Below are 16,013 nucleotides of genomic sequence, written 5' to 3' on the forward strand. Positions count from 1 at the left end.
ACGCCTAACCGTATCTTTAACCTTTAGCGGCAAGAAGAGGCCCAAAGCCCATCGCTTTGCGGCCGCTTCACCTGTCTGGCGGCCGTGCTGGCGTGCGGCCGCATGATGAGGTGAAGATATGCGTTTCCTGTCGGTTTCCCGGGCTCTGATCGGCGCATCGTTGCCTGCTTTGGCGCTGTCGGGCTGCGCTTCGGGAGGCGGTGGCCCCCAGTTGCCCTCTGCGTCCTTTGTGGCGCAGCAGGAAGGGCCGGGCGAGGAATATGTGATCGGGCCGCTCGATGACCTGACCGTATTCGTATGGCGCAACCCGGAATTGGGTGCGAAGGTTCAGGTGCGGCCGGACGGGCGGATTACCACGCCGCTGATCGCCGACATGCCGGCCGTGGGCAAGACGCCTAAGCAGCTGGCCGACGACATGAAGGTGGCGCTCACCAAATATATTGAAAATCCGCTGGTGTCGGTGATCGTCAACAATTTCTCGGGCACTTTCAGCCAGCAGGTGCGGATTGTCGGCGCGACCGAAAAGCCTGCCTCCATTCCTTATCGCGCTAACATGACGCTGCTTGACGCCATGATCTCCGTCGGGGGGCTGAGCGAATATGCGGCGGGCAACCGGGCGCGGCTCGTTCGCTTCAACAAGGAAGAGGGCAAGCAGCAGGAATTCAACGTCCGTATCGGCGACCTGCTGAAGCGCGGCGACAGCAAGGCGAATGTCATGCTGGCGCCGGGCGATGTCATCATCATTCCGGAAAGCATGTTCTGATATGGCCGGTCTTTACGACGAACTGCTGATCGCCCTTCACGGCATATGGACCCGGCGCTGGCTGGCGCTGGGCGTGGCGTGGGGCGTGTGCATGCTGGGCTGGCTGGGCGTGGCGCTGGTGCCCAACAGTTATGAGAGCAAGGCGCGGGTTTATGTGAACACGCAGTCGCTGTTGCAGGACAAGGTCGGCATTACGCAGGTCCAGTCGCAGCAGGATTTGGACCGCGTGCGCCAGACGCTGGCCAGCACCGCCAATCTGGAGCGGGTGGTCAAGGAAACCGACCTTAGCCAGACGATCAGCGGCCCGCGCGACATGGCGGCCAAGATCACGGCGCTGCGCGAAGGCATCACCGTGATGGCGCAGGCTGATCCAAGCATGATCGACATCAGTGCCAAGTCGGCGGACTCCAGCCTTTCGGACGGAGCTAATGCGCGGATCGCGCAGCAGGCGGTGCAGAAGCTGATCGAGATTTTCCAGGAAACGAACCTGTCCTCTGATCGCGTCGAGACGAAGCAGAGCCTTGCTTTCCTTGATCAGCAGATCGCGCAGCGCGGACGTCAGCTCGCCGCCGCTGAACAGCGCCGCGTCGAGTTCGAGCAGCGCTATGCCGGGATGCTGCCCGGCGCGGGCTCCATCGGTCAGCGCATGGACGCGGCGCGGATGGAGATCAACAATATCGAATCGCAGCTGGTGCAGGCGTCGAGCGCGCTTAGCGCCATGAACGGCCAGCTTGCTGGAACACCGCAGGTGTTGCCGGGCGTTGGCGCATCGGGTGGTCCTTCCGCACTGGCTCAGGCTCAGGCGGACCTTGCCGGAATGCGTGCGCGTGGTTGGACTGCTGACCATCCCGACGTGATTGCGGCCCAGCGGCAGGTCGATGCGCTGCGCCGTCAAGGTGGCGGTAGCGGCGGGTCGGCTGGTTCGCCCAACCCTGCGTATCTGTCGATCAAGTCGATGCAGGCGGAGCGGGCGGCGACGGTCCAGGCTCTCCAGACGCGCAAGGCGCAGCTTCAGGCTGACCTTAACGCTATGTCATCGCGCCAGACTGACGAGCCGGGCCTCGCCGCCGAGCAGGAGAAGCTTGACCGCGACTATGAGGTGCTGAAGACGCAATATGACAAGCTGCTCGCTGATCGCGAGGATGTGCGCCTGCGCGGCGATGTGAAGACCGAAACGGGTTCCGTCCAGTTCCGCGTGATCAATCCGCCGAGCGCGCCCACCGCGCCGTCCGCGCCCAACCGGCCGCTGTTGCTGCTGGGCGTGCTGATCGTCGGGATCGGCGCGGGCGTGGGTAGCGCCTTTGCCATGGGGCAGCTCAAGGGCAGCTTCCCGACGGCGGCACGGCTGGAGCGGGCGGTTGGATTGCCGGTCATCGGTTCCATTACGCAGACGGTTAGCGCCGCGCAGAGGGCGGTCGAGAAGCAGCGGTTGAAATGGTTCGCCGGTGCGAGCGGGGGGCTGGCGGCGCTGTGTGTGCTGCTGATCCTCGTCGAATTCATCCAGCGTGGCATGGCCTGAGGAGCGGCAAGATGAACAAGCATAGCTCCCTTTCCAAAGGTTCGCTGATTGAGCGGGCGACGGAAATCTACGATTTCAGCGCGGCTTTGCAGGGGCGTGCCGCTCCTGCGGTCGAGGTGCCTGCTGGCGAGGCGTTGCCTCCGGTGGTGGAGATTGCTCGGCCGGTGGTGGCGGAGGCGGGATATCGCGCGCCTGATTGGCGTGGGCCGGTGCAGAGTATCGACCGGATTGCTCTGGCCGAGAATGGTTGGTTGTCGCCCGATAGTCCTGCGACGGCGATCAGCGAGGAGTTTCGGCTGCTGAAGCGCGATTTGCTCGCGCAGCTTGGTGACGATCCGCGCGGCAATAGCGTGCTTGTCTGCTCGGCCCATAGCGGGGAGGGCAAGAGCTTCTGCGCGATCAATCTGGCGCTGAGTTTGGCGGCGGAGAAGGATCGGGAGATATTGCTGGTCGATGCTGACTTCGGCAAGCCGGGCATTCCGGAAGCGCTGGGGCTGACGAGCGGGCCGGGGCTGATGGACGCCATCGCCGATCCGTCGATAGCTATCGAGGATTGTGTGATCCGTACGGACATTCCGTCCTTTGCCGTCCTGCCTGCGGGGCAGCGCAGCAACAACGATACCGAATATCTGGCTTCGGCGCGGACGGAAACGTTGCTTCGCCGCCTGACCGAGGGACGGCCGGACCGGATCATCCTGTTCGATTCGCCGCCTTTGCTCGCTGCCTCGGCCGGTGCTGTGCTGGCGAGCCATGCGGCTATCGCTTTGCTGGTGGTCCGCGCCGATCAGACGAGCGAAAGCGCGCTGCGTGATGCGGCGGGCATGTTGAAAGCGGCGGGGCAGGTGCAGTTGCTGCTGAATGGCGTTACCTTTTCCGCCAGCGGCCGCCGCTTTGGCAGCTATTATGGCGAGGGGAGCGACGACGCATGATGCTGCGTACTCCCCTGGGGTTGTTGAGCGCGCTGGCGCTTGCCGCTTCGCCCGCCATGGCGCAGGAGCGAAAGGTCGAAGTCACGCCCTATCTGGGCGTCGATCAGACTGTGCTCGCGCCGCTGAAAGGCGGTGGCGATGTCCTGACCTATACCAATGTGACGGCGGGACTGACCGCGCAGTTGCAGACGCGCCGTGTCGAGGCGGTCGCTGACATTCAATATAATCACAGCTTTGGCTGGGGGCGTGAGGCCAGCGATCAGGATGTGATCAGCGGTATCGTGTCGGGCCAGTATCTGGTGTCGCATGGGCTGACGCTCAATGCGGGCGCGCTTGCGACGCGCATACGCACCGATGGCCTGTCGGGTGCGGCGACGCTGAACGATAGCCAGACGAGCCAGGTTTATGCCGGTTATGTGGGGCCGTCCTATGCCTCATCCTTCGGCGACATCGACGTCACTGCTTCTTATCGGCTCGGCTATGCGCGGGTGGATGAGGATGTGAATGCCGATTTTGCTGGAGCGCCTAATGTCGGCTCCTTCGCGGACTCCGTTTCGCACAGCCTGGCCGGGTCGGTCGGCGTGGCGCCGGGTGTTTGGCTGCCGCTCGGCATCGTAGCCAGCGCAGGATATGACCGGGAAGATGCGAGCGAGCTTGATCAGCGGTTCGAGGATGCATGGGGCCGGGTGGATGCGACGCTGCCAGTGTCGCCCACCGTCGCGGTTGCCGGGGGCGTAGGCTATGAACGGATCAAGATCAGCCAGCGCTCGCCGGAACTTGACGGGAACGGCGTGCCGGTCGTTCGCAACGGCCGTTATGTCACTGACGACAGTTCGCCGCGTGCGCTGATCTATGATTTCGACGACATCATCTGGGACGTTGGCGTGCTCTGGCGTCCCAACCGCCGCACCTCGCTGGAGGCGCGGGTCGGCGAACGCTATGGCGGCATGACCTATACGGGCAGCTTCGTATGGCAGGGGCGGGGGCAATCCTTCGCGCTCATGGTGTTCGACGGCATCGACAGCTTTGGGCGGATCATCACGTCCAATGTCGCGGCGGTTTCGGGCAGCAGCCTGAATGTCGTGCGCAACCCATTCACGGGTGATTTCACCGGCTGTGCCTTTTCGCAAAGCGGCGGCGGGCAGTGCTTCAACGATGCGCTGACGGGAGTTACCGACGCGAACTTCCGCTACCGGGGCGTTGCTGCTCAATATGCGGCGCAGCGGGGGCCTTGGGGCCTTGGCGTCGGCCTTGGCTATTCGCAGCGCAAGTTCGTGACGCCTTTGGGCCAGACGGTGTTCGTGCGCGGGGCGCGGGACCAGAATTGGTATGGCACGGCATCGCTCAGCTATGTGATCGACAGCCGGTCCAGCCTGGATAGCGCCGTCTACGCCAATTATTTCGATGCGAGCGGCGCGCGCCTCGACGTGCTGAACCTCGGCGCATTCACCAGCTACAACCGCCTTATCAACCGCAATCTTCAGGCATCCGCTTCGCTTGGGCTCGACAGCGCCAAGGCGGACGATCTGGATGCCGTCATCAACGCCATGGGCCAAGTCGGCCTGCGGTACAGCTTCTAATCGCGTCCGGAGACGAGAGATGTACGACCAGTTCTACGGATTTGAGGGCCGCCCGTTTCAGCTGACCCCCGATCCGCATTTCTACTTCGAAAGTGCGACCCACAGGAAGGCGCTATCCTATCTGGGCTATGGCCTGGCGCAGGGCGAGGGCTTCATCGTCATCACCGGCGACATTGGCGCGGGCAAGACCACGCTGGTCGGGCACCTGATGGCGACGATCGATCCGGCACGGCTAACCGCCGTCAAGATCGTGTCGACGCAGGTTGGCGGCGACGACATGCTGCGGCTGACGGCGCAGAGTTTTGGCCTGCCGACCGACGACATGCCCAAGGCGCAGATTTTGCGACAGATCGAGGCGTTCCTGCATGGGCAGGCGCGGGCGGGGCGGCGGTCGCTGCTGATCGTCGATGAGGCGCAGAATCTGTCTGTTTCGGCGATCGAAGAGCTGCGTATGCTTTCCAACTTCCAGCTGGGCGGGCAGTCGCTGTTGCAGATATTCCTGCTGGGCCAGCCGGAGTTTCGCGACCTGCTGAAATCGGCGCAACTGGAGCAGTTGCGGCAGCGCGTGATCGCGACCCATCATCTCGATCCGATGCAGCCCGAAGAGATCGAACCCTATATCCTGCATCGCCTGTCGATCGTCGGTTGGAATGGCGATCCGCAATTCACACCGGATGCCTTCGCCGCCATCTATGCCGCGACCGGGGGCGTGCCGCGCCGGGTCAATGTGTTGGCGAGCCGCGTGCTGCTGCTGGGCGCGCTCGATCAGTTGTCGGAAATCGATGCGGCTGCGGTGCAGGCGGTGATCGAGGATATGGGCGCGGACAGCGATGTTGCCGTGCAGCCGATGCCCTCATCCGTGCTGGATCGCGCGGAGGAAGCGCCTGCTGCGGCTCCGGTTGCGGCGCAGGCGGAACCTGCGCGCGAGACGTTGCGCGCAGAACTCAATGCGCTGCGGTCGCGTCAGCCCGAGCCATCGCCCGCGCTGATGGACGAGATTGCCACGCTGCGCGCGGAGGTCGATTCGCTGCGGATCGAACAGGTCGCCATCCAGGCAGTGGACCCCGAGGCGCTGAAGGACTGCTTCACCCTGATCGAGGAACGGCTCTCCTCGCTCGAGTTCCGGGTAGGCGAGCAGGATACCGCGCTGCGCCGCGTGCTGACGCTGCTGGTGGATTGGGTCGAGCGCGAACAGCGGATGGGCGACGCGCCGCACAGCGCTGCCGCCTGACGAACGATCATGGTGCTGAATGCTTTATCGGTCGACGTGGAGGACTGGTTCCATGTCGGCGCCTTTGAGCGCACGATCAGCCGATCTTCCTGGGACGGGCTGACGCATCGTGTCGAGCGTAACACGGATGCTGTGCTGGCCCTTTTTGCCGAAGCAGGGGTCAGTGCGACTTTTTTCACGCTCGGGTGGGTGGCGGAGCGCTACCCTGCGTTAATGCGGCGGATTGCCGAGGCGGGGCATGAGGTGGCGAGCCATGGCTATGACCATGCGCGCGTGTTTACGCTCGGCCCGGAGGCGTTTCGCGCGGATTTGCGCCGGTCGCGGGCATTGCTGGAGGATGCCAGCGGGCAGCGCGTCATTGGCTATCGCGCGCCGAGCTTTTCTATCGATCATCGGACGCCTTGGGCCCATGCCATATTGGCGGAGGAGGGCTATCGCTATTCCAGCAGCGTCGCGCCGATCCGGCATGATCATTATGGCTGGCCTGAATCGCCGCGCTTTGCCTGGCGGCCGGTGACGGGGAGTGATTTGCTGGAGTTGCCGGTGACGACGGCCGAGTTTGGCGGGCGGAGGTTGGCGGCTGGGGGCGGAGGGTTTTTCCGCTTGCTGCCCTATGGCTTTTCCCGCTGGGCTATACGGCAAGTGAATGGGCGGGAGAAGCAGCCCGCCATCATCTATTTCCATCCCTGGGAGATTGATCCGGATCAGCCACGGGTGGCGGGAGCACCGCTTCGATCGCGCCTGCGCCATTACAGCAATCTGTCCGTCATGGCGAACAAGCTGCGGCGGCTGACGCGGGATTTTTCCTGGACACGGGTGGATGCGCTGGTCGCTCGTGAGGCGGAGTTGGCGGCATGAGGCCGGATGGCGGAGCAGGTGTCGGCGTGGTAACGCTCGACCTGGATGATCCGGCGCAGGTGGCTGCGGCAGACGCCTACATTCAGGGCATGGAAGACGGCACGCCTTTTCACCGGCCCGCGTGGATCAAGGCGATTGAGCGGGGCACTGGCAACCGCGCATATATGTTGGCGGCAGTGGCTTCGTCGGGCCAGATCGGGGGTATTCTCCCGCTGACGCACATGAAAAGCCGCCTGTTCGGTGAAGCGCTCGTGTCTTCGGGCTTTGCCGTCGATGGCGGCATATTGGCGAGCGATCCCGCAATTTCGTCTGCGCTTGCCAGCGCCGCCGAAGGGTTTGCGCGCGATCGTCGGATCGGTTCGGTCGAACTGCGCGGTGGGCCTTCGCCGGACGCGGGTTGGAGCGTTCATGAGGGAAGCCATGTCGGCTTTGTCCGGCCGATTGCGGCGGATGATGAGGCGGAGTTGCTCGCGGTCCCGCGCAAGCACCGGGCCGAACTGCGGAAGGCGCTCGCCAATCCCGCGCTAAGGGTGGAGGTTGGGCGGGACGAGCGGTTCCTGCGCGCGCATTATGATGTTTATGCGCAGAGCGTCCGCAATCTGGGGACGCCGGTTTTTCCGAGGCGCCTGTTTCGCGAAGTGCTGGCGGCGTTCGGCGAGGATGCCGACATATTGATTGTCTATGAGGGCGACCGGCCGGTTTCGGGGGTGCTGACGCTCTACCATCAGGGGCGGGTCATGCCTTTTTGGGGCGGGGGTGTCGCGGATGCGCGGCGGCTGCGTTCCAACGAACTCATGTATTACCGGCTGATGGGCCACGGGCGGACGCGCGGCATGCGGTTGTTCGACTTCGGCCGATCCAAGACGGGAAGCGGGCAGGCCGCGTGGAAGAAGAGCTTTGGCTTTGATCCAGTGCCGCTGGCCTATCATAGCTGGTCGGCGACGGGCGAACGGCGCGACATCAATCCCAACAGCGAGCAATATCAGCGCCGCGTGGAGATGTGGAAGAAGCTGCCGCTGCCGATCGCCAACCTGATCGGGCCGCTGATTTCGCGGGGGCTGGGATGACGGGCGAGATAGTTTTCCTCTGTCACCGCATCCCCTTTCCACCTGATCGGGGCGACAAGATTCGTTCCTATCACATATTGAAGCGGCTGGCGGAGATAGCGCCCGTGCATGTCGGCTGCTTTGCGGATGATGATCGCGATCTGAGCTTCGCCCCGGCCATGGCGGAGTTGACGGCGAGCCAGTGCGTGCTGAAGCGCGACAGGTCGCGTGTGGTAGCGGGTCTCGCTGGGCTGGCGAAGCGGCAGCCGATGCTGGTGTCCCTCTTTGATGATCCGCGCATGCATCAATGGGTGCGGAAGATTTTGGCGGAGCGTCCGATCGCGGCGGTGATGGGCTATTCGGTGCAGATGGCGCATTTCGTGCCCGACCTTGCCGATGGCGTTCGCTTCGTCATGGATTTCGTCGATTTCGATTCGGCCAAATATGCGAGCTATGGGGCGGCAGGCGGCGGTCCTATGGGGTGGATCAACCGACGCGAAGGGCGGGTTCTGCTCGATTTTGAGCGTGCCACCGCCGAGCGCGCCGACGTCAGCGCTTTCGTTAGTGAGGCCGAGGCCGCGCTGTTTCGGGAGACTGCGGGGCTGAACACCGCGCGGGTCATCGGCATGGATAATGGCGTGGCGCTGGATTATTTCGATCCGGCGGCCGAATTTGATGAGGTTGCGCGACCGGCGGGTCCGCTCGTCGTGTTCACCGGGCAGATGGACTATCGGCCTAATGTCGAGGCGGTGGAAAGCTTTGCGCGCGATAGCTTGCCAGCGCTGCGGGTTCGGCATCCCGAGGCTTGCTTTGCCATTGTCGGGCGCAATCCTTCGCCGCAGGTTAGTGCGCTGTCGCAGTTGCCCGGCGTTATCGTGAGGGGCGCGGTGCCTGATGTTCGCGGCTGGCTGGCGGCGGCGGATATTGTGGTTGCGCCGCTTCGGATCGCTCGAGGCATACAGAATAAGGTGCTGGAGGCGATGGCCTTGGCGCGGCCCATAGTCGCGTCGCCGCAAGCGGCCGAAGGCATCGATGCGCAGGATGGCGCGCATTTCCTCATCGCGGCTGATCCTATCGAAGAGGTCGAGGCGATATGCGCACTGCTGGCCGATCCTGAGCGAGCACGGCGTCTGGGCGAGGCTGCCCGCTCGCGGGTGGAGGAGCGCTATCGCTGGTCGGAAACGCTCAAGGGCTTGCCGGATATGCTGTTCGGTCCTGTGCCCGCTTTAGGCAGCCGAGCTGCGTGACTGAGAGGACGTTGCCTTTGTCTCGAGCGCGCAGCGTTGGCGTGGAAGGCTGGCGCGGGCATCTCGCCGCGCTTGGCGTTTTGGCGTTCCTGATCCTGACGTTGTTCCATCGCGATGCGGCGGGCATGGTGTCGATATGGTGGAACGCGTCCACTTTTGGCCACTGCCTCTTCATCCCGTTCCTGATCGCGTGGCTGGTGCAGCAGAGACTTCCCGGTTTGCGCCAACTTGAGCCTGTCGCATGGGCACCCGGATTGATCTGGATGGCGCTGGGCGCGTTCGCCTGGCTGTTGGGAGCGGCGGCGGGTGTCGCTGTGTTCCGCCACGCCGCGATCATCCTGATGTTGCAGGGTAGCGTCGTCACGTTGCTCGGGCCTGCCGTGGCGAGGGCGCTGCTGTTCCCGCTCTTCTACGCCTTCTTCATGGTGCCGGTGGGGGAGGAACTGGTCGCGCCGCTGCAATTGATCACGGCGCGGCTGTGCATGGTTTTTCTCGATATTGCGAGCGTTCCGGCGCATCTGGACGGCATCTTCATAACGACACCCACCGGCTATTTCCGCGTGGCCGAGGCGTGTTCGGGCGCGAAGTTCGTGATTGCGATGACGGCCTATGGCGCGCTGGTCTGCAATGTCTGCTTTTCAAGCTGGCCGCGTCGCATCCTATTCATGGCCGGTGCGCTGATATTGGCGGTTCTGGCCAATGGATTGCGTGCGTTCGGGACGATATGGATCGCGCATCTGACCAATATCGAGGCCGCTGTCGGCTTTGACCATGTCATGTATGGATGGGTCTTTTTCGCTATCATCATGGCGGTGGTGATGGCCGCAGCCTGGCCTTTTTTCGACCGACGGCCTGGTGATCCATGGTTTGATCCCACCCGGCTTGGGAGTCTCGCTCGTGGTCGCCTCCCGCTTCTTGTCGCAGTTGGTGCAGCGAGCGTGTTGGTGCTTGCCGCGCCCGTCTGGCTGATCGTGAGCGCGGCGGCGAGCAAGCCGCTGCCCGGCGCGCCGACTCTCCCGGCGGTCAAGGGCTGGGCACCGACTTCCGCGCAGCCCCCATACCCGTGGAGGCCGCGATTCGATGGCGCGGATTATCTTGTCCTCGGGCGCTACCGAAACGCGAGGGGAGATGTCGTCGATCTCGCCATCGCCAGCTTTGACCGACAGGATGAGGGGCGTGAGCTTGTGGGCTTTGCTCAGGGCGCTGCCAATCCCGACCAGCGCTGGTCATGGTCCTCGCCTGCTCCCGCTCCTGCGTACGGGCTGGGCGAGCAGATGACCGCCCCCGGCCCGGTGGTCCGCCATGCCGTCAGCTTCTACAAGGTGGGCGACGGCCCCGTCACCGGCAGCGCGCCGCGCGTGAAGGTCGACACGATGCTGGCCCGGCTGCTCGGCCGCGACCAGCGCGCCGCCGCGATCATCGTCTCGGCGGAAGAGGGGCAGGAGAAGCCCGCCGACGCCGCCATCGCGCTGTTCCTGCAAGATATTGGCGATGTGAAGGATTTGGCTGACCGCAGCCTCGGCATCCGCTAAAGCCCGTTCGCATGTGCGGGACAGCGGGCATCTTCCACCTTGAAACGGCCAAGCCGGTCGATCCGGCGCGGGTTCGCGCTATGCTGGACGTGATGCCGCATCGCGGACCCGATGGCAGTGGTGTGTGGACGGCGCCGGGCGTCGGGCTGGGCCATGTGCGCCTTTCCATCATCGACCTTGGCGGCGGGGCGCAGCCCATGCTGACCGAGGATGAGAGTTCTGGCCGTCACCTTCAATGGCGAGATTTATAATTTCTCCGAAGTTCGCGCGGAGCTGGAGGCCAAGGGCCATGTGTTCCGCACGGACAGCGATACGGAGGTGATCCTTCACGGTTACCGCCAGTGGGGCGAGGCCTGTGTCGAGCGGTTCCACGGTATGTTCGCTTTTGCCCTGTTCGACGCGCGGGCGCAGTCGCTGTGGCTGGTGCGTGACCGGCTGGGGGTGAAGCCGCTTTATTATGCGCAGCTTTCGGACGGCAGTTTGATCTTTGGGTCGGAATTGAAGAGTTTGCTGGCTCACCCGCTGCTGCGCCGCGCGCCTGATCTAGCGGCGGTGGAGGATTTCATGGCCTATGGCTATGTGCCCGACGACGCCTGCATCGTGGCGGGCGTGCGCAAGCTCAAGGCGGGGCACACGCTGCGGCTGGTGCGTGGGCGGCCCGTGCCGCAACCGCAACGCTATTGGGATGTGAGCTTCGCTGAACGCAGCAAGGCAAAGCCCGAGGCACTGGAGGAAGAGCTGGTGGCCCTGATGCGGCAGGCGGTCCGGTCGCGCATGGTTTCCGACGTGCCGCTGGGGGCTTTCCTGTCCGGTGGCGTGGATAGTTCCAGCGTCGTCGCCCTGATGGCGGAGGCGTCTAATCAGGCGGTGAAGACCTGCACTATCGGCTTCGATGTCGCGAGGCTGGACGAAAGCGCCTATGCCGACCGGATCGCCCGCCGCTTTGCTACCGACCACCGCATGCGGATCGTATCGCCCGATGATTATGGGTTGATCGATACGCTCGCCTATCATTTTGACGAGCCCTTCGCCGATGCCTCCGCGTTGCCCACCTATCGGGTGTGCGAACTGGCGCGGGAGAAGGTCACTGTCGCCTTGTCGGGTGATGGTGCCGACGAAGCCTTCGCCGGATATCGCCGCCATCGCTTCCAGATGCAGGGGGAGCGGGTGCGCAGCCTCATCCCCGCATCGGTGCGCGAGCCGCTGTTCGGCACATTGGGCCGCTGGTATCCCAAAGCCGATTGGGCGCCCCAAGCGCTGCGGGCAAAGTCGACTTTCCTCGAATTGGCGGGAGAGGGGAGCGAGGCTTATGCGGCATCCGTCAGCGTGACACCTCATGCCCTGCGCCAGAGGCTGTTCAGCCAGGACATGCGCAGTCGGCTGGGCGCCTATCGGGCGGAGGATCGCTATATCCGTGCCATGGCGGAAGCGCCCGCGCGCGATCCGCTGGACCGGGCGCAATATGCCGATATTCATATCTGGTTGCCGGGCGACATCCTGACCAAGACCGACCGGATGAGCATGGCTGTAGGTTTGGAGGCGCGCGAGCCTTTGCTGGACCACCGGCTGGTGGAGTTCGCCGCCCGTTTACCCGTTGCGCAGCGTATCCGGGGGAATAGCGGCAAATATCTGATGAAGAAGGCGATGGAGCCTTACCTGCCCCACGATATTCTTTATCGTCAGAAAATGGGCTTCGTGACGCCGATCAGCAACTGGTTTCGCGGGCCGCTGGCGGGGGAGGCGAGCGCCATTGCGGGTGGCTCGGCGCTTGCCCGAACCGGCTGGTTCGACGCCAAGGCGCTGGGGCGCATCGCGGCCGATCACAAGTCCGGTATGGCCGATCATGGCCGCTTGCTTTGGCAATTGCTGATGCTGGACAAGTCGCTGACCCGCTTGTTCGGCCTTTGACCGGCTGGCAAAGAAGGCGCTTTCACGCAAAGCCTTGCATGGCAGTCCCGCCGGTGCCAACGGAGCGGGCGGGTTAAGGACAAGCAGGACGCAAGTGACAGTTTCGAAGGAAATAGTTCGAGCGCGACTTTATCTGCTGTGCCTCCTTGGAGACCTGGCAGGATTGTTCCTGTCATTCTTGCTGGCGAACTGGTTCGTGCTGGGCGCGCTGCTGGGCGAGCCCGGGAAGCCGCATGGCCTCGTGATGTTCGCCATGGTCGCGCCGCTTTATATATTGCTGGCGGTGCAGGGCGGGGCTTACGGCATTCACATGCTGGACGACATCCGGCGCGGCATCTTCCGGGGGCTGCTGGCGCTGGCGCAGGCGGCGTTGCTGATGCTGCTGGTGGTCTATTTGGGAAAGATCGCCGAGCAGCTTTCGCGTCTGACCTTTGTCGTCGGCCTTGGCTTTTCGGCGATCAGCGTCGCGCTGGTACGGCTGGCGATTGCTCGGCTTGGCGCTCGCCTGCTGGGCGAGGTGCCGCACCTTACCGCCGTCATCATGGATGGCGTGGAGATAGAGACCGGCCCACACATGGAAGTGATCGACGCTGCCGCCGCGAACTTGCGGCCTGCCAGTCACGATGCCGACATGGCGGCACGGCTGGCGGCGGCGGTCGGCATGGCCGAGCGAGTGATCGTCGCCTGCCCGATGGAGCGGATGAGCGACTGGTCGGTGGCGCTCAAATCCCTGTCCGCGCGCGGTGAGATCGTGGTGCCCGAATTGCTGCGCTTCGCGCCAGCGCGCGTCGATGAGTTCGATGGGCAACCGACCATCATCGTGGCGGGCGGCCCGTTCCAGTTCCGGGACCGCATCATCAAGCGGATTTTCGACATCATCGTAGCGACAGCCGCGACCATCGCCATTTCGCCGGTGCTGATAGCAGCCGCGCTGGCGGTGAAGCTGACCAGCCCCGGACCCGTCATCTTCAAGCAGCCCCGGATCGGACGCGATGCGCGGCCCTTCAATATCTACAAGTTCCGGTCGATGCGGATCGACGCGACCGATCACAAAGCCGACAAGCTCACCGCGCGTGACGATGATCGGGTGACGCCTGTCGGACGCTTCCTGCGCCGGACGAGCATCGATGAACTGCCGCAGCTTTTCAACGTGCTGCGCGGCGACATGAGTATTGTCGGCCCGCGCCCCCATGCCGCGGCGGCCAAGGCGGGCGACAGCCTCTATTGGGAAGTCGATGAGCGCTATTGGGAGCGACATTGCATCAAGCCCGGCATGACCGGCCTTGCGCAGGTTCGCGGTCATCGCGGATCGACCGACCATCATCAGGATTTGATCGACCGGCTTCAGTCGGACCTCGAATATGTGACGAAATGGTCGATCTGGCGCGACCTGCGTATAATCATGGCGACCATCGGGGTGCTGGTGCATCATAAGGCCTATTGATGCGCGGCGTGGACCTGATCCTTTTGCTCGTTCTTGTTGCGTCGGTCGTGGCGTTGCTGTGGCCGTTCCTCTTTTACCCGCTGATCCTGCGCGCATTGCCGACGAAGCCGGAGGCGGCGCGCTCGGGTGAGGTGCCCTCGGCTTCGCTGCTCTTCTGCGCTTATAACGAGGCGGCGGCGATGCCGGAGAAGCTGGCCAATCTGGCGATGCTGAAGCGCCGCCATCCTGCCCTTGAGATTCTGGCCTTTGATGATGGCTCGTCCGATGAGACGGCGTCGCTGATAGCCGCGCGGAGCGATCTGGTGACGCTGATCCGGGGGCCGGGCCGTAGCGGCAAGGCGCATGGCATGAAGCAGCTTGCCGCGCGTGCTACTGATGATGTGCTGATCTTCACCGATGCTAATGTGATGCTGGACGAGGACGCGATCGGCAATCTGCTTGCTCGCTATGCTGATCCGCAGGTGGGCGGCGTTCTGGGTTCGCTGCATTATATGGGTGAGGGAGAAAGCGCAACGGCGTCGGTGGGATCGCTCTACTGGCGGATGGAGGAGCGTCTGAAGGACGAGGAGTCTCGCACTGGCAATGTGTTGGGGGCGGACGGTTCGATCTTTTCCATCCGTCGTGCGCTCTATCCTGTGTTTCCGGACAGTGTACTTGACGACCTGACGGTGTCGATGGCTGTGGTGTTTGCGGGATCGCGGCTGGTTAAGGCGAAGGATGTCATCGCCAGGGAAAGACTGGTTGCGGGCAGGGGCGATGAATATCGGCGGAAGGTTCGAATCGCCGCTCGCGCATGGCACACGCATCTGCATCTTCGGCCTCAGCTTCGGCGTATGAAGGCGCTCGACCGTTTCAAATATGCGTCTCGCAAGATCATCAGGTGGTTTGGGGGAGTTTTCATCCTGACCGGTGGGATTGCAGCCCTGTTGCTGGCACTCCGCATCTCGCCTTTGCTGGCTCTTGGCGGGACGGTGCTCGCGTTATTTGTGCTGACGATGGGCTTGCGGGCGAAGTCGGGGCCTTTGGCGGCGGTGACCGATATTCTCATCGCCTATGCCGCGACGCTTCAGGGGGTCATGAAAGCCATGTCGGGCCGCACGGTCACTGTCTGGAATCCCGCAAAGTCACGTTGATCCCTCTCGCCAAAGGCGGGGCATCATGTATAGGCCCTCCCCAATGCTGATCGGAGCCAAGGCGTGATTACTTTCCAGCGGGTGGCGAAAGCTGTCGGCAAGCACCTGACCCGGACCATGCTTGTCCTGCGCAAGGCGATGGGCGCGCGCGCAAACCGGGCGTGCCCGGCATGTGGTCAGTCGGTCGTTGGCTTCTTCCGCTATGGCGAGAATGCGGAATGGGGATGCCCCAATTGCGGAGCCTCGCCGCGCGAACGGCTGATGAATCATCTGATCGTGGAAAAGGCCCTTACGGTTCCGGAAGATGGAGCCATCCTGCACATGGCGCCGAATGAAGGCAGCCTTGTCCGCCGCTTTTCTGCCGCCGCCGGTTATGTACCCGCCGATCTTGATCCGGCGCGCTATTCGGTTCCTGGCATGCGCCGCGTGGACCTTATGGCGCTGTCCGATGCTGGACAATATGACCTGTTCTACGCCAGCCATGTCATGGAGCATGTGCCGGACGACCATGCCGTCCTGCGGAATATCTATCGCGCTTTGAAGCCCGGCGGCGAAGCCTGGTTGATCGTGCCGCTGTGGGACAAGCCTACCGAGGATGGCAGCTTCGACATTCCGCCCCGCGAGCGGGAACGGCGATTTGGCCAGTGGGATCATGTGCGGCAATATGGTCTGGATTTCGCCGATCGCATTCGCGCGGCGGGGTTCCAGTTGGAGGAGATCGACGCGAACGGCATTGATGCCGATACGCGCCACTTCTTTGCGCTGGATGATCGTTTGTTCCGCGCCCGTAAGCCCATAGGAAGCGCCGCCCGGTGAGCGCGCT

The 16,013-nt window shown here is 63.6% G+C and carries 12 protein-coding genes and 1 pseudogene; all 13 read left to right on the plus strand.

What is annotated here, in order from left to right:
- The first annotated feature begins 118 nt into the window (after nt 1-118).
- Entirely contained in the window at nt 119-763 is a 645-nt protein-coding gene (locus ACWNC0_RS12805; protein ID WP_449472051.1) for an XrtA/PEP-CTERM system exopolysaccharide export protein, read from the plus strand.
- A 1-nt stretch (nt 764) separates the two neighbouring features.
- Nucleotides 765-2,282, plus strand: a complete 1,518-nt coding sequence (locus ACWNC0_RS12810) for an XrtA system polysaccharide chain length determinant (protein ID WP_449472052.1) — start codon at nt 765-767, stop codon at nt 2,280-2,282.
- Nucleotides 2,283-2,293: 11 nt separating this feature from the next.
- Nucleotides 2,294-3,211 (plus strand): AAA family ATPase, encoded by a 918-nt coding sequence (locus tag ACWNC0_RS12815; RefSeq protein WP_449472054.1) that lies wholly within the window; start codon nt 2,294-2,296, stop codon nt 3,209-3,211.
- A complete protein-coding gene (locus ACWNC0_RS12820) occupies nt 3,208-4,791 on the plus strand; it encodes a hypothetical protein (RefSeq protein WP_449472055.1) in 1,584 nt (527 codons plus the stop codon). Before ACWNC0_RS12815 ends, ACWNC0_RS12820 begins: the two co-directional genes overlap by 4 nt.
- Nucleotides 4,792-4,810: 19 nt before the next feature.
- Nucleotides 4,811-6,022 carry an XrtA/PEP-CTERM system-associated ATPase gene (locus ACWNC0_RS12825; protein WP_449472057.1) on the plus strand — a complete coding sequence of 404 codons (1,212 nt, stop codon included), beginning with the start codon at nt 4,811-4,813 and terminating at the stop codon, nt 6,020-6,022.
- Between the two features lie 9 nt (nt 6,023-6,031).
- On the plus strand, nt 6,032-6,880 hold the full coding sequence (locus ACWNC0_RS12830; RefSeq protein ID WP_449472059.1) for an XrtA system polysaccharide deacetylase: 849 nt from the start codon (nt 6,032-6,034) through the stop codon (nt 6,878-6,880).
- Nucleotides 6,877-7,947, plus strand: a complete 1,071-nt coding sequence (locus tag ACWNC0_RS12835; protein ID WP_449472060.1) for a FemAB family XrtA/PEP-CTERM system-associated protein — start codon at nt 6,877-6,879, stop codon at nt 7,945-7,947. The genes ACWNC0_RS12830 and ACWNC0_RS12835 overlap by 4 nt, the downstream gene beginning before the upstream one ends.
- Nucleotides 7,944-9,173, plus strand: a complete 1,230-nt coding sequence (locus ACWNC0_RS12840) for a TIGR03087 family PEP-CTERM/XrtA system glycosyltransferase (protein ID WP_449472062.1) — start codon at nt 7,944-7,946, stop codon at nt 9,171-9,173. Before ACWNC0_RS12835 ends, ACWNC0_RS12840 begins: the two co-directional genes overlap by 4 nt.
- On the plus strand, nt 9,170-10,705 hold the full coding sequence (xrtA, locus tag ACWNC0_RS12845; protein WP_449472063.1) for an exosortase A: 1,536 nt from the start codon (nt 9,170-9,172) through the stop codon (nt 10,703-10,705). The genes ACWNC0_RS12840 and xrtA overlap by 4 nt, the downstream gene beginning before the upstream one ends.
- Before the next feature lie 11 nt (nt 10,706-10,716).
- Nucleotides 10,717-12,613: pseudogene (locus ACWNC0_RS12850) on the plus strand (XrtA/PEP-CTERM system amidotransferase).
- Between the two features lie 94 nt (nt 12,614-12,707).
- Nucleotides 12,708-14,057, plus strand: a complete 1,350-nt coding sequence (locus ACWNC0_RS12855) for a sugar transferase (RefSeq protein ID WP_449472064.1) — start codon at nt 12,708-12,710, stop codon at nt 14,055-14,057.
- Entirely contained in the window at nt 14,057-15,190 is a 1,134-nt protein-coding gene (locus tag ACWNC0_RS12860; protein WP_449472066.1) for a glycosyltransferase, read from the plus strand. Before ACWNC0_RS12855 ends, ACWNC0_RS12860 begins: the two co-directional genes overlap by 1 nt.
- Before the next feature lie 63 nt (nt 15,191-15,253).
- Nucleotides 15,254-16,006, plus strand: a complete 753-nt coding sequence (locus ACWNC0_RS12865; RefSeq protein ID WP_449472068.1) for a methyltransferase domain-containing protein — start codon at nt 15,254-15,256, stop codon at nt 16,004-16,006.
- The last annotated feature ends 7 nt before the right edge of the window (nt 16,007-16,013 follow it).

This window comes from Sphingobium chungangianum (assembly GCF_977014255.1).